Consider the following 15,476-nt stretch of genomic DNA (forward strand, 5'->3'; position numbering starts at 1 on the left):
ACCCCCCCTCGACGAAATCACTGAGCTTTGCTCCCGAGCCGGAATTATCGCCAGACTTATTGGTGAACGCGCTTATGTCATTGATTCCAAACGTATGATCCACACCGCCACGCCCGACAAATTTAACGCTTGCCCCAACACTCAGGCGGTCCTCAAAGAAGTTCTTCGCAAAGGCGATCGGGGCAATCATGCGGATACCGGTCTCAACATCTGCAGAAATATCACGGTGGACGACCAAACTTGCTCCACCAGAGAGCCCGATTCCGATACCAAATCCCGGGAAAATCAGGTGTGGTGTTTCAGTGATATTGAAATACTGTGGTTTGCCTGTATTATCCTGCAGAATACGCAAGACCCCATCTTCGGTAGAACTACTTCCGCCAGACGAGGTCATTAGCTCACCGATACTGCTCGCGGCCCCCACAGTATTGGAAGAAATCGCCAATGATGGGTTTAACAGTTCGCCTGACCAGCTCTTCAGTCGCGCCAATCCTGCGGGGTTATAGAACAGAGCATTGAAGTCATCAGCGACCGCTACGTAGGCATTGCCCATGGCGAGTGGTCTCACACCGTAATGAGTCCACTTCAACTCACCCGCATAAGTCGCTGTGGCGGAGCCAACTAAAGTGAAGCAGACGGCAAGCCTGGATAACTTACTGACCAACCGACCCATAGAACCTCTCCACGATCAGTAACCGAATGTGGACCTAACTTTTATAAACATTGAGTGTCTGTCGCAAAGTTTACCATGGATTCAAATTTAGCACCAAGCGATTGCTCCTATTTAGCGGCAATGCTAACATCAAAAAACGTTGTCATTACTGTTGGGTTACGGTTACGTCGCCCCTTCGGCACAAATCAACCGTGAGCACAGATTTGGAATCATGGAGAGCTTATGTCCAAGGCGGACGTTGCTGCAGAACGTAAAGATCAGATCGTCCGGGCCACGGTCGACTGTATCACCAAATTTGGTTACCACAATTTTTCAATGCAAGATGTGGCGCGGACCGCTGGAGTGAGCAAAGGCATCATCCATTATTACTTCTTGAATAAAGACGAACTGATGATGTCAGTTCTGGATAAAGTGGCCGGGGACATCGAAAAAATTCTTGCTTCAGAAATGAGCTCCATAGTTGATAACAAACGGAAGCTAGAGGTTTTCATTGAAGTCTGCTTCGATATTGTTCGGAGCACGAAAGAATACTACCAAGTGAATATGGACTTCTGGACGCAGATCAACCAAAAAGACGAAGTTAAGAAGGTGATCGCTCGGCATTATCAGAAGTTCCGCGAGGCCGCGGCGAATGTAATCAGAGAGGGTATTACCGCTGGTGCATTCAGACCGGTTGACGCAAAAGATTATGCCTCCTACATAATTGCTGTAATCGATGGCTTAAGTCTACAATGGCTCTTCGATCAGAATTCTTTTGACTACGATCGCATTATCAAAAAAGCTGGCTCACTTGTGGTTGATGGCCTTTTGCAAAAATAACCCCATAATCCGGAAGTAGTTATGGCCTCACAGTCTGCGCTAGAGGGTGACAGAATTAGAAGTCTCGTCACGAAGGTAGACAACGGAGCTATGGTTGACCCCGGCGAAAGACAGAAGGCACTCGACCTTTTCGAGCGCTATGAATGTTGGGGGCCTTATTTTCGCTTACTGAACACGATTATCACTGAGAATCCGCGGCAAAGTGAATCCTATTTTATTCGCTTGGCTAAAGTTCAGAACCGCTACCTCGAAGATGCTTTTGCTGCTGCGGAATCCTGCGCAAATATGGTCGCGGATCTAAAATTAGGATACCTAAGATTTAGCGAAGATATCCTGCCGCAAATCATCGAATTCGAGGACTACATAGCCGAGTCGACGATACTGTCTGCTATCTGTGACTACTTCCCGACCGTGATCGATAGAATTTCCTGCCTAGAACGCTTGTGTATGCTCTACGAGAAGAAGACTCATAATGAAAACAGGCTGGTAGCCACCTATGAAAAGTTACTTCTCACCGATCCTAGCAACGTGAGGGCGCTGAGATACTTTAAGCTCACCTACACTCAGAGTAACGAGTGGGATCAAGTCGTAGACATTCTACTCAAGCTCTTACAGGCAGTCCGACAACCTCAGGAAATTTTTCGAGTCGGCCAGGAATTAGCCGCAATTTATCTGTACCAGATGGATAGACCCAATGATGCTCTGTTGATTCTGGATTCTCACTGCGCCGACAGCCCACTAGACACGTCAAATATTGCATTTGACGCCTATCAACGTCTAGCTGACTGGGATGGTTGTCTAAAGGTCTTACGCCAGTGCCTCCTAAATGTCGATTCTGAACGCTCTCGCGCAGTTCTCCATTACAAAATTGGCAATTTCAGCATGCAAATCGGCCGCCTCGACGACGCCATCGAAAACTTTAGTAAGGCCACAAAAATTGCTCCAGAATTTCTCGATGCATATGAGGGAATCATCGCAGTAAAACTACAGCAGCGAGACTGGGCAGGAGTCGATCAGTGGCTCGATGGACTCAGTAAAAATACGCAGGATGAAAAGCTGCGTAGTCAGCTTCAACACGCGAGGTCAAGGCTCCGCGACGGTATGGCCCATGCCGATCAAATTCAATGAAGGTCTATTAATACGAGAATACCCAACGGCTCACCTAAAAATCCTGGGTGAAGGCTTTGTGCAGCGCAGCTTTGCCGAACTAAGGCCGCAGCGCATGAACCACGTCAAGACTGCTGCAACTCTAGTGCGTCAGATGCAGCTGTCTGATCACCAGACAATGAGTGCAGCTACCGTACTTATGCCCTTGCAAAACCACGACATGAGAGAGGTGCAGCGACACCTAGTTGATATTAAAGCTCTTAGCTTTAGACCGTCATGTCTGACTAGTTTCCTAGAAATTATTATGCGGCCAAATGAGTTACAAGGTCTTGCAATTCTCAGTGACGGTGACCGTCCCAACACCGATGCTCATGGAGCTTTTGCGCGTGCAATGAGCTCGCAAAATCCCGGTAAAGAGCGGAGGGTTGCCCGAATTATTGCTGAATCCATGATGAAGGTAAGGGCCAACTACCCGCCGCAGTCGGCGGAGCGGTGGAAATTAGTAATCGAAGAGCGCCTCGGCAAGGCCACTTTTTTAGATCTTACGGAGCCCAGTTGGAGAGCATCTCTGAAAAGACTGCAATTTTTAGCAGCTCGCGACCTCGCTCTTGCAGCAAAAGCCCCCCTTGAAGCACCCGAAGGCTGGGGTATGGCGACTCTACGTATCGCACCACACTCCATCTCTACGAAGGGGATCCAAGAGCGCCAATTGAAACTTGCATGTCTGAGTGTGCGAATGCCAGGGACTCAAATCAATCTCGATACTGGCGGCAAGCTGTGCTCATTGGCAAATCAGTGGCTCCAATCACAGTTTGGACTGACTACAAACGATCTCATAAAGCTTGTGATCTCGGATCCTTTTATTGTGATTGCAAACACTATTGCAGATGCCTTTAAACCTAGTGCATCGATAGCTGCCGCATCCATATACCCCGATGCAGTTTTTGGCTGGCAACCCGTCATCACGGCGGCCGAATTTTGCATGGGACACAAACTACCCGCGCTTGCAATTTTCACGGGCAACTATCCGGATGTTCATCTCTTGGCGGCAACCGCATGAGTAACAGAATGTCAGACAATATGATTGTTATCTCTCTCCCTAATGTTCTTTGCTTTTATCAGCAAGCTGCGGGAGAGATTGTAGGGCGACTTGCTCAAATTGCTGAAAACTTGCACAAAACCAATACAAATCAGACTACTGGGGTGCTTTTACTTCAGTCTGGTGTAGCGCAAGATGCCGTTAGCCCGTGGATATCTGAGCTCGGAAATGATTGTCTTTTCAATGATCTCGTTCAGCGCATTGATGCCTGGCGCTGGCTACTTTCCCTAATCCGAAACTCGCCAGTTCCTTGGACCTATGCCGCAGCTGCAAATTGCTATGGTAGTGCGTGGGAATTGGCTCTGTCATGCCATCATAGATACTGGTTCAATTCAAGGTCGCTACTCGGATTTCCAGAAATAGAGGCCGGCGTCTTTCCACCCGGCGGATTATTGGAATCAATGAGTAAACGAGCCGGTAGAACGAGAGAGCGATGGCAAGCAACACCGGTATGCGCCGCCAAGGTGGCACTCAGTGATGGTTTGATCGACTATTGCTCGGATGCCAGTAACTGGCACGATCAGGCCCGGAGGATTTTCAGCGAACTGATTGCCGTTCAACCCACTGCAGGTGTCAGGCCGATGAGGCGAACGCGTCCGCGCCATGATTTTGTATCAGTGGACGCACAGTCAAGACGGGCAGCCTATAAGCAAATTGAAAGCGTCTCCTCGCAGGAAAAGTTTGGCAAGGCAAGCGGTCCGACGGCCTGGGATTACTGCTGGCAACTAGTGAGCGAGAGAGCAAAACTGAGGCAACCCGCAGATCTAGGGAGAATAATAAGTTTAATTGCAACTCGCTACCTCCTTCTACCACAGTATAGTAATTGGCTGGAGAAGCAGCTCGTTACTGCCCCTAGAACGGCGATCACTCTGGTGTCTGAAGCACTCATCGCTTCACCACCGGTGGCTATAAATCTTACACTAGGGATACCCCCATCTTCCGTACTTTCAAAGTTACTGGAAAACCAGCAACAAGTTTTGTTAGTTGCCAATGATGCTCGCGAACTTATCCCGGGACTTAATTTACTTTTTGCCCGCATTGAGCGGGCTCTTGGTATCGTCGCAGCTCAACATTTGTGGGAAAGGGGTGTCACTTGGTGTCAAGGTCAACCAACTGGCTTTAGTGGTCCGGTTCTCGCGTGGACAGCCGATGATTTTTTTAGCGTTTCCGAGGCACAAGTTGAATATCGCTTCTTCCGACTGAGTGGCAATCATATTGAATCTATTCCCGGTGTTTTAGAATTCTCGCAAGAACCAGCAATCCTACCGAGGACAATAAAGAATATACTCACGCATGTCAGCGATGCCGTGGTCCGCAATCCTGATATGTCCCGATCTATCACACCACTTTCCATGCAATTTAGGTCTCTCTTTTTAGACGAACTCATTCGGACGACTTCCTTTTGTGATCATGATCTGGCTGCCGCTGTGGGCTCTCTGCAGAGATCAGGTTGGGAATTTGCCGGCAGTGAAGATAATTGGGAGCGTTTCCTGAAAATCAGAAACATCATTAATCCCAACAGAGACGGATCCACTTTAAACTCAAACATGCCTCGATTTGACTTCGAATACACCAGTTGGCGTCAGGCCAAGCAGCTTGCTAAACGCCTCCCATCAAGAAACCTCCGAAATTGGAATCATGTGAGCCTCAGTCAACACATGGCTACCTACCTAGGGATTCTTACTCGATTGACTGAAACCACCAGTGGGGTCGAATTTGGACCAACGTTGGACTTTCTCGCTGGAGTGTCGTTAGGCATACCTCAAGGAATCGGCAGTCCGATGACGTTTTTGAGGCTGAGAGGTAGTCGCCGTACGGATCATTATGCTAGAAATCATTGGCAACATTTATTTCATTCTGAGCGTACATGACCTTGATACAATCCAGCTTCGTTAATTCCCTGTCCTCTAAAATCCGCTCTGTTGGTAATGCACTATGCGTAGGGTGTGACCCGGACATATTAGAGTCACCCAGATTCACCCGGGAATGGCTTGAACGCCATGGGCCCGTCTCTTTTCTCGAGAATTTTAGTCGTTCTTTAATCGAGGCTGCCGCTGATAAGGTACCGGCCATCAAGTTCCAAAGTGCCTTTTTTGAGGCGTGGGGCCCAGACGGTTTCCGAGTATTGCAGTCAGCAATAAAATTTGCCAACGAGTGCGGCTTGTTGACTATACTTGATGCCAAAAGAGGCGACATCTCTTCAACTATGCGAGCTTACGGACAGATGGCATTCGATGTGATGGCAGCCGACGCACTTACAGTCACCCCCTATATGGGTACCGACACAGTGTCGCCCCTCGAGCCTTGGCTCAAGAGGGGGCGTGGAGTTTATCTAGTATGGGTGAGCTCCAATGCGAGTGGTGCGTCAGTCCAGGATTGCCCCATAGGGCCCACCAATGAACCTCTATCAACTCGAATTTATCAAGAAATCCTCAATTATTTTGAAGAAGTTAAATTGAGCGACTCATTTGGACTCGTCGTAGGTGCTACCCGAGTATCAAGTATCGAGTATAAAACTCGGTCAAGCCTCCTTAATAAGGCACTTTTGATGCCGGGCGTAGGAGCCCAGGGCGGAACAATCACCCCAGAACTGCGCCGCCTTGTGGAGAGTGGTCGAACTTTAGTTCCACAGTCTAGACAGCTAAGTAGGGGTACACCCGACCTAAAACATTGGGACGATTTACGAGATCATGTGAATCAGCAGATATACAGTGCGACGAGCCATCTGCTTGTGACAACTTAAATCGCCGGGGTAATGCCTCCCAGCAGTGTTGAAGCTAGGTCTAACCAGCCAACGTCGTGTAGTCCCCTCAAAACCTGTGGGAGCGCGCGTACAAGGTCAGACTTCGTCGACATACCTACCCATTTAGCCTGATTCATGATCTTCACTGCGTCGGGCTTTCGACCCGTACGACAGGCCAACCTAAGTAATGTAAATACGACGGTCGGGTTTTCGGAGAATGCTGTCATCAACTTAGCGCCAACTTCAAATGCCTCCTGAGCAAGTGCTAATGGAACATTATTCTCAAGTGCAACCAATGCCATGTAAAGACTGACTTCAAAATTATTGGGAGATAGCTCCCGACACTGACGCAAAGCGACGAACGCTCGCTCAGGGTCTCCAGAGATGTGCCTTGCCTTAGCCAATTGAAACCAAGCGATGGTCTCGGATCCAGAAAGCCTCGTTGCAATTTCTAAAACCTCAACGGCTTCTGTGCACCGACCGAGTTCAAGTAGCGCCTGCCCATGCAGCGTGTACAGCGGGGCAAACGGTTGATCGACTTTTTCACACTCTGCAATGCAATATTCCAACCGCCCGGTATTTAAGGCAGTCCAGGCCGCAAAAAATCTAAAAACCGCGAGTCTTGTGGAGTCAGCTCCTGATTTCATGGCTTCAAAAAACTGATCGCCCTGATTTTTACGTACCGATTGTTCGGCAATCAACCCTACGAGCTCCATCATCTGAGCGCCATGACTATCGGCGAGCTCTTCGGCAAGCAGAAAGTCCTGCAGCGGATTTTTGGATTTTTGCAAAAACAAACGAAAAGCATCTAGCCATCTTCTGATGCCCACAGACTCGACAGAATGTATAGCATCACACAATCGCCAAACTAAAAAATCAGGCAATTTTTCAAGTCCAGGTGGCATTTGCGCTTGTTGATTAAACCATCGCTGAAGTCTTGGAAAGATAGACAACTGAGCAAGTGTTTCCACTGCATCTCCATGCCCTAGAGGTTATCTTAGTTTCATTGCCTTAGTTTACCACGACCAATATCTGGTAGTTGGTTTATATGTCCGTTCCAGCCTATTGTCGGAAGAGGCACGAAGTCGTATTTATTCGTGAATGATTGGACTTTGGCTCACAAGCTTCTCGATTGGAAACCTGCTCGCACAATGCAGGTTAATTCAGCCGTTTCAGACAAGATGCTCGACCGTTTTACTTTTGTTTTCCGTGGTCCTCTTTTTTCTTTCACGGATAAAGAACTTTAGAAATTTATTCCAAATCTCACCGCCTCAAATAGTCGCCGTATGTTTGGCGCTGATTTGGTCTAGTAATCATAGCGCTCCCTCACTCGAATTCGGGGACTCTGGGCCCTTTAACCCATTTTTCGGAGTGTTTACGACGAATCGGGGACGCGGTCCCCTTTTAATTAAAACACCGTCGGGACTGTTTCAAACATATGGAAATAGGAGTTCCATGGACTCGGGTGAGGTCACGGTGACTGCTGATGCCACACTTTTTAGACGGCACAGATCTTACTTCAGTCACTCGAACGAATTACATACCAATTCAACAATCGATCCTGCCGAGAGGAGGATTCGCCAATGGTTTGCTAAGAGTGCACGGAGCCTGGGATTAAGGCAAATGAGATGGCTCAAGGCTGTAATTTTGGGCGAAATGGATCAACTGCCTCGTGATCTGCACCGGGCTGTCAAAGCAACTGGTCTCCATCATCTTCTAGTAATAAGCGGCATCCACCTAACTGTAGTGACTCAACTCACTTTTCTTGCGCTAGGCTTCATACCTACCACTTTATATGCCCTACGTTTGATATCGGCTACGCGATGGCTTGACGTACAAGCGATCATGCGATTGATTAATACGTCAATCTCAGTCATGTATTTCATACTTGTTGGATGTCCACCCAATGCCGAGCGAGCGCTAATCGCCACTGTGACCTACAATATTTTTCGGGTATTTGTAGGATCACCACCGGCCGTAACGCACCTGCAGGTCATGCTGCTTTTACAGTCCCTAATTTTTCCAATCGGCTTTATCGGTGAGGCGAATTTACTCGGCTGGGGCGCCTATCTAATACTAGCTCACACTAGAATTCGATTGGGTTTTCGAAATAAGCACGGTTTACATGCATTGATGCAGTCGCAGATATCGCTATGTTTACTGGGCACCGCGGTATTTGGCGAACTTAACTTTTTACCAATACTGTTTATGCCAGCCTTGATGCCGGTCTTTACATGCCTTCTGACGATGACTGGGATGGCTTTTTTGTTGCCCGAGACACTCCAGCCTGAGATCGCGCTCAGCCAACTTCACAGAGCACTTCAGTGGCTGTTATTAACACTCGAAACCGCTGTGACACGTTGGCCATGGCTAAGTATTGGTCATGACGTTTTGCCACCTTGGTTCAGATATAGTGCGCTAATCTTGTCGGCAGTTATTTTGCTTAATGCGATAAGGGCACTAAGCACATGTCAATCGACAACCGATTTTTAAATTTAGACAAATTTCCGGAATTTTCGACCGTTATATTAGTCAAGTTATGACTAGGCAGCATTCTCTGCTTGTTCACCAACTTCAGGTAACGAAGCCGTTTCCTTGTCATTTTTTTGCTGTTTTTGACTAATCATCGCACTGGCGCCGGCGACTGCTAAACAGAACAGCGAAACCAGCAGAAATGCTTTATGCCAGGCTATGCCAACAACCAAGAACACAACGGAAGCAACTAAGCAAACTACTGCGTTGATATTGATCTTATCGCTTTGTTTAATTGGCAATTCACCTAGCAACACTCCTGTGTTGTAGCCCTCAAGCAGGACGTTTTTCTCTTTTGGCTTATAAAAGTGGCGAAGCATGGTTTGGGGTCTGTATACATACGTCGCATGCCAGAATGGCAAATGCACTAACTGCACTCCAGCGATCTCAACCTCACTGCGGACGTCGGTTAGGTAGTCACAGTGCATCCTTGCCATTTCTAGATGATATTGTTCCACGTGTGTCTTGGTCCGTCGCATCGCTTCTTCCTCGCCGACTTGCACCCCGACAACGGCTAGCCCATTACTAAAGGTAAAGTTGAAAACTTCCCTAGATTCGTAAGCTGTCTTCTCCGTTCGGGCTTCTTGCAACTGTCCGCGCGAAAAGGTGGAGTCAAGCGGGAATCCATCCCAGCTGACAGCCACCTTCTCTTTGGGCTCATGAAGGCGAGTAAGCCCCCAAGATTCACAAATATTGTGACGCCCGGAGACTGCCCAGCGGTAGCTACGCTTAAACTGGCCCCGCTCGATCAAATAATCCCCACCGTGCATCCCGTCCGGTCGACGTTTATGCTGTCTTTGGACTAGCCCCTTCCACTGGGTATGTACCTCAACCGATACAACCCAGAAGGGGACGCTTAACCCGTTAATATTAGTTACAAAATACTCTGCTTCCACCAAATCCTGGCGATGGTTCAAACGCTTCAACCACTCTACAACCAAAGCCTTGACCTGCACGGGGTTGGCCGTATTGGCAACGATGAAGTGATCGTTGTAAATCTCCTTGTGTCCACTTTCTCGCTCTAAATTGAAGGTAGCTGAACACAGGGGACAAATGAGGAGGTAATCGCTTACATCATAGAACGAGGGAGAGTTACAACCTGGACACGCTAGCTCGTACATCTGTTGGCACCTCCATGTTTTATGGTATCACGGTAACCCTTGACAGTGCGCGAGCGAGCCTTACTTTATGTGAAGGCGCGTGCAGCGTCCCAAAAACAGAAAAAAGTCACATTATTCGCAAGGATAGGAGAGATCATGGGCAAGATCATTGGCATCGACCTGGGAACCACCAACTCGGTGGTGGCGATTATGGAGGGTAACCAGCCCAAGGTTATCGCCAATGCCGAAGGCCACAGAACCACTCCCAGCGTCATCGGATTCACCAAAGATGGGGAAATTTTAGTTGGTGCTGCAGCGCGACGCCAAGCTGTAACTAACCCAACTCGCACTATTTTTTCAGCCAAGCGGTTCATCGGGTGTAACTTCGACGAGCGCTCTGAAGAAGCGGCTAAAATGCCCTTCAAGGTGGTTAAGGGTAAAAATGGTATGGCTGTTATCGAGATCGATGGCAAGCAGTACACGCCACAGGAAATCAGCGCTAAGGTGCTCGGTAAATTGAAGCAAGCTGCTGAAGATTATCTTGGTGAAAAGGTTACAGAGGCGGTCATCACGGTACCAGCATATTTCAACGACAGTCAGCGTCAGGCGACGAAAGACGCTGGCAAGATTGCTGGGCTCGACGTAAAGCGCATCGTAGCTGAGCCCACGGCGGCAGCTCTAGCTTACGGGCTGGACAAGAAAAAAAGCGAAAAAATAGCCGTTTATGACTTTGGTGGCGGTACCTTCGATATTTCTATTTTGGAAGTCGGAGATAACGTCGTCGAAGTTTTAGCAACCAATGGCGATACTCACCTGGGTGGTGACAATATCGACGAACTACTGATCGATTGGCTGGTCAAGAAGTTCAAGGGCGAAACAGGTATCGATGTTTCCAAAGACCCCATGGCTATGCAGCGTCTGAAAGAGGCGGCAGAGAAAGCCAAGATTGAGCTATCTTCGGCCCAAAGCACCGAAGTGAACTTACCCTTTTTGACAGCTGATCAAACGGGTCCTAAACATCTAAATGTGAACCTGAATCGCTCTGAATTTGAAAAGATGATTCATGACATCATCGAAAAAACGATGGTCCCCTGTCAGCGAGTCATGCAAGATTCTGGACTTAACATCAATGAAATCAATGAGGTTTTACTTGTAGGTGGTTCGACACGGATTCCACTCGTGCAGAAGAGGGTTAAGGAATTTTTCGGTAAAGATCCCAACAAATCCGTCAACCCCGACGAAGTCGTTGCGGTCGGAGCAGCTGTGCAGGCTGGCATCTTGGGCGGCGAAGTTAAGGACGTGTTGCTTCTCGACGTGACTCCGTTGTCGCTTGGTATTGAGACTCTCGGCGGCGTCATGACTAAGCTAATTGAACGCAATACGACCATCCCCACCCGCAAGAGCCAAGTATTCTCAACGGCCGCTGACAACCAAAGCTCCGTTCAGATCAACGTACTGCAAGGTGAACGCGAGATGGCTAAAGGCAACCGGGGACTTGCTGTCTTCAGCCTAGATAATATCCCGCCGGCACCTCGTGGTGTTCCCCAGATTGAGGTTACTTTCGATATCGATGCCAACGGCATCGTATCCGTGTTTGCGAAAGATCTAGGCACCGGCCGTGAGCAAAAGGTCACCATTCAAGCCTCAACCCGCCTCAGCGAGGATGAGATTAAAAATATGGTGAGAGATGCAGAAACTCACGCGGATGAAGATCGCAAACGCCGGGAATCAGTTGAAGCTCGGAATGCGCTCGACTCTCTAATCTTCCAGTGCGAGAAAATGCTTAATGAAAACGGCGACAAAGTACCTGCCGCACTGAAATCTGACATCGAGTCAGCAGTTGCAACTGCTAAGTCCAAGCTTGATAGTGAAGACAAAGATGTACTCACTAGTGCCCGTGAAGAGCTGGAAAAGCGATTCCATAAATTGGCTGAGGAGATGTACAAGACTTCCGGTGCGGATGGTGGCGCAGCTCCAGGAGCAGAAGGCACGGCTGGATCAGGCGGTGCTAAGACCAGCAAAGACGATGTAGTCGATGCTGAATACGAAGAGGGCTCGCCAAGTTAGTTCGCTTCAGCAATAAGTCTTACGAATCAGTGTCTGCAACCTCGCTGTTTGGCATTCCCAGCAGCGAGGTTATCTTTTGATCGGGTACGTCCTGCACTTGACGAAGCTTACGGGTTATGACGCGACTGCGGCTATGGACCGTTTCAATCACATTGCCGGCTTCCTGTAATTTCTTCTCAACTTTTTTCAAAACGTCGTCAAACTTGATGAATTCAGCTTTTACGGCCGCCAGTATTTCCCACACTTCACTGGAACGCTTTTGAATCGCCAGACTCCTAAAACCCATCTGCAGACTGTTTAAGAGAGCAGCAAGTGTGGTAGGTCCAGCAATGACCACCCGGTAATCCCGTTGAATCTGATCCACTAGCCCCGTGCGGCGAGCTACTTCCGCAAAGAGCCCCTCCGTGGGAAGATAAAGCACCCCAAAGTCGGTTGTAGAGGGGGGGTCCAAATACTTGTCAGCTATGTCTTTTGCAGAGCCTTTAATAAAAGTTTCGAGCTGCTTAAAGGCAGCCTCAGCATTCCCAATATCGGCCTGCTCCTGCGCTTCTACTAACCGATGATAACTCTCTAATGGGAACTTGGCATCGATTGGCAACCAGACACAGCGGTCGGCGCATTCACGCCCTGGCATCTTAATTGCAAATTCGACACGTCCGTTGCTGTTAGCCTTCGTTTGGACATTGGCACTGTACTGGTCGGTAGTCAAAATCTGGTCCAAAAGACTGCCCAGCATGACTTCTCCCCAGATACCTCTGGACTTTACATTGACCATCACTTTTTTCAGATCGCCTACGCCAGTCGCCAGAGACTGCATCTCGCCCAGGCCTTTGTGGACCTGCTCGAGACGATCGCTGACCAACTTGAACGACGCACCTAATCTCCGTTCTAGGGTGCCCTCCAACTTCTCAGCGACTGTTGTCCGCATGTCCTCCAAACGCTGATTATTTTCGGATCGTAGCTGTCCAAGCTGGCGTTCCATGGAAGCCCTGAGGTCAGAGAAACTCGTTGCAGACTCTTGGCGATTGCTCTTTGCATCTACCGTAAGCTGCTGTAGGAGTGCGTCAAGTCTTGAAGTTAATTCCAAACGTAGCTCACGCGCCATATCTGCGGATTCACGACGACTCTGAGATAATTCGTTAAGAAGATGAGGCCCGGGACGATGAATGGCCTGAACGACTGCCAGGATCAGCGCACCCAAGCTGGCCACACAACTGAGGAGCAATAAAAACAGGACTACAACCGGCACACCACTAAGCATACTCAATCCTCAAAACTTGCTCTGGAGCATCGCATACTACAGCTTGAGATACGCCATGGCCACTTGCAACTGAGTCCAAGACTGTCGCTTTAATGCAGGCTCTGCCAATAATTCGCGAGGATGATGAGTCAGCAAGATTGGTGAAGTTACATCGGTCGTCCACTGCACCTTACCAGGTTCAACCTTCGGCAGCTTCAAGGCCTCTGCAGTCGATAACCCAAGGACTATCAACAAATCGGTCGCCTGTAGGTTATCTAGACTGCGACCAGAGTGGATTTGCGTGACACCTACTGGTAACCGCATGGCTAGTGCCATCTTGTTCAACAGTTCGTTTTCCGGGACGCTTAGAGGAGTATCTGTTAGCCAGGTTACACGCCACTGCGACGACCTAACCATCGGATACCTAAGCCCTCTTTCGATTTGCCAAAGAATGTGCGCATAAACCGACTCGTTCATCCCTCTGGTTTACTAGACATGCCGGTACTAGGCTACCGGTACTTTGACTCAGATTCTTGTCGTGCATACTTTTAAAACGATGAGGAGGGTCAGGCCGTTAACTTTTGTTGCCGATTGAGACGGCGGCGCGAACATTCGGCGATCTCCGGACCAAATTTAGCCTCGCTGGCGCCCAGCTGCACGGCCCTCATGTACAGTTGGGTCGCCTTCAACCACTGCTGTGTCATGACGTGGATTTGAGCCAATAATAGAAAGGTCTTAGCTTTATTTGGCTCTAATCTTATCGATTCATTCAGCGCCTCTAAACCTGCGGGAATCTGTCTCATTAGAATTAATAATTCGGCCAGGTTGTTAAATGCATCGGCCGTGGGCAGCAATTGAACCACCCTTTGCAGTACCGGCAGTGCCTCATTGAGATCACCATTATGCAAATGAATGTTGCCGCAAATACGCAACGCTTGTGCGTGGTCCGGTTGCTTTTGCAAGATTTCCCTGACGAGCATTAGTGCTTCTTCATTGCGCTTTTGTTGCAGGTAGAACGACGCCAAAAGCGTCGAAATCTCATGTTTATCTGAGCTGATCTTACGTTCGTCCTTGAGTAAATACTCAGCTTTTTTAGGGTCTCCGGCTTCGATGCAATGTTTAACTGCTGCCTCCAATGGTTTCAGAGCATGTGGCAGATACCGACGGACTCTGTGAAAGTAGTAAATTGACTTATCAAGGTTGCCCTGGGCTGCAAAAGCATGTCCCAGCCCCATAAGAGCTGCAGTATTTTTTGGGGAGACCCTTAGTGCGGCCCTAAAATGAACAATTGCATCTTCGGGAAGGCTATTTTGAAGGAGCAGTTTCGCAATCTGAATCTGCCTTTCAGGCTGTTTTGGATTTATCGCTAGCTCCTGCCGCATGGCGGCCAGCGCTTGCTCCCGCTGCCCGGCCGACAGCAATATGTCTCCTAATGCACGGTAAGCTTTGTGATAATTAGGATTTTTTTGAACTAAATCCCGCAACCTTGCCAGGGCTTCGGCCTCTCTATTTAACTTCGCAAGAACGAGTGACCTTCCGACTACCGCTCTTGAGTTATGTGGTTCCAGATCAAGTGTGCGATCGTAAGCCTCGAGAGCATCCACGTACCGACCAGTCGCAAGGAATTTCTCAGCACTGTGCAAAGACTCAAGACTAGCAATTGGAGCGTGATATGTATTGAGCACACCGAGGATTTTTTTCTCTAATTCACTTGCCTGAAAGGGTTTTAGCAAATAGTCGCTAGCCCCCAACCCGGCTACTTTAACGATATCCTCTTTACTGGCTTCGCCGGTAACAACGACCACCGGAATATCACTAGCTACGCTCCGATCACTGATGTGCTGAAGGACATCAATCCCCGTGATCCGCTTCATATACAAATCGAGAATAAGAAGGTCGATAGCATTTGACTTCAGGACATTCAGTGCCTCAGCGCCATCGAAACATTCTATGATACTGACGAACCCCATATGCATAACTACGCGCTTGATCGCCTTCCGGATGGGGTCGTGGTCGTCGACAATTAGCACTGTCAACGCCGCTGGCTCAAATCTTGCCTTCTGAACTATCACCGTCGCCCCCTCGCTAGGGGATCG

The 15,476-nt window shown here is 48.8% G+C and carries 13 protein-coding genes; 7 read left to right on the forward strand and 6 right to left on the reverse strand.

What is annotated here, in order from left to right; genetic code table 11:
- Positions 1-673, reverse strand: a 673-nt coding sequence (locus FJ146_02730; GenBank protein ID MBM4250863.1) for a hypothetical protein, incomplete at its 3' end; no start/stop codon positions are given.
- 222 nt (positions 674-895) lie between these two features.
- On the opposite strand from FJ146_02730, the gene FJ146_02735 reads away from it, so the two are divergent.
- Genes FJ146_02735 through pyrF form a run of 5 tightly spaced genes read left to right on the forward strand, consistent with a single transcriptional unit; the run spans position 896 to position 6,441 of the window.
- On the forward strand, positions 896-1,492 hold the full coding sequence (locus tag FJ146_02735) for a TetR family transcriptional regulator (GenBank protein MBM4250864.1): 597 nt from the start codon (positions 896-898) through the stop codon (positions 1,490-1,492).
- A 21-nt stretch (positions 1,493-1,513) separates the two neighbouring features.
- Positions 1,514-2,620 (forward strand): hypothetical protein, encoded by a 1,107-nt coding sequence (locus FJ146_02740; protein MBM4250865.1) that lies wholly within the window; start codon positions 1,514-1,516, stop codon positions 2,618-2,620.
- On the forward strand, positions 2,601-3,659 hold the full coding sequence (locus FJ146_02745) for a hypothetical protein (protein ID MBM4250866.1): 1,059 nt from the start codon (positions 2,601-2,603) through the stop codon (positions 3,657-3,659). Before FJ146_02740 ends, FJ146_02745 begins: the two co-directional genes overlap by 20 nt.
- Before the next feature lie 8 nt (positions 3,660-3,667).
- On the forward strand, positions 3,668-5,569 hold the full coding sequence (locus FJ146_02750; protein MBM4250867.1) for a hypothetical protein: 1,902 nt from the start codon (positions 3,668-3,670) through the stop codon (positions 5,567-5,569).
- Positions 5,566-6,441 (forward strand): orotidine-5'-phosphate decarboxylase, encoded by an 876-nt coding sequence (pyrF, locus tag FJ146_02755; GenBank protein ID MBM4250868.1) that lies wholly within the window; start codon positions 5,566-5,568, stop codon positions 6,439-6,441. Before FJ146_02750 ends, pyrF begins: the two co-directional genes overlap by 4 nt.
- Here the strand turns inward: pyrF and FJ146_02760 are convergent.
- Positions 6,438-7,412, reverse strand: a complete 975-nt coding sequence (locus FJ146_02760; protein MBM4250869.1) for a hypothetical protein — start codon at positions 7,410-7,412, stop codon at positions 6,438-6,440. The two genes, pyrF and FJ146_02760, sit on opposite strands and share 4 nt — an antisense overlap.
- 130 nt (positions 7,413-7,542) lie before the next feature.
- Here FJ146_02760 and FJ146_02765 point away from each other — a divergent pair, with 130 nt between their 5' ends.
- Positions 7,543-8,934, forward strand: a complete 1,392-nt coding sequence (locus FJ146_02765) for a hypothetical protein (protein ID MBM4250870.1) — start codon at positions 7,543-7,545, stop codon at positions 8,932-8,934.
- Positions 8,935-8,984: 50 nt separating this feature from the next.
- Here FJ146_02765 and FJ146_02770 read toward each other — a convergent pair whose 3' ends face one another.
- Positions 8,985-10,094: a phage holin family protein gene (locus tag FJ146_02770; GenBank protein ID MBM4250871.1), complete on the reverse strand. Its 1,110-nt coding sequence runs from the start codon at positions 10,092-10,094 to the stop codon at positions 8,985-8,987.
- Positions 10,095-10,229: 135 nt separating this feature from the next.
- On the opposite strand from FJ146_02770, the gene dnaK reads away from it, so the two are divergent.
- Positions 10,230-12,140 carry a molecular chaperone DnaK gene (gene dnaK, locus FJ146_02775; protein ID MBM4250872.1) on the forward strand — a complete coding sequence of 637 codons (1,911 nt, stop codon included), beginning with the start codon at positions 10,230-10,232 and terminating at the stop codon, positions 12,138-12,140.
- A 19-nt stretch (positions 12,141-12,159) separates the two neighbouring features.
- Here dnaK and rmuC read toward each other — a convergent pair whose 3' ends face one another.
- The 3 genes from rmuC to FJ146_02790 all read right to left on the reverse strand — a co-directional run bounded on the left by rmuC (position 12,160) and on the right by FJ146_02790 (position 15,452).
- Positions 12,160-13,401: a DNA recombination protein RmuC gene (gene rmuC, locus FJ146_02780; protein MBM4250873.1), complete on the reverse strand. Its 1,242-nt coding sequence runs from the start codon at positions 13,399-13,401 to the stop codon at positions 12,160-12,162.
- 36 nt (positions 13,402-13,437) lie between these two features.
- A complete protein-coding gene (locus FJ146_02785) occupies positions 13,438-13,725 on the reverse strand; it encodes a hypothetical protein (GenBank protein MBM4250874.1) in 288 nt (95 codons plus the stop codon).
- A gap of 221 nt (positions 13,726-13,946) precedes the next feature.
- On the reverse strand, positions 13,947-15,452 hold the full coding sequence (locus FJ146_02790; GenBank protein ID MBM4250875.1) for a tetratricopeptide repeat protein: 1,506 nt from the start codon (positions 15,450-15,452) through the stop codon (positions 13,947-13,949).
- Positions 15,453-15,476 lie beyond the last annotated feature (24 nt).

Source organism: Deltaproteobacteria bacterium (genome assembly GCA_016874735.1).
GTDB lineage: Bacteria > Bdellovibrionota_B > Oligoflexia > Oligoflexales > CAIYRB01 > CAIYRB01.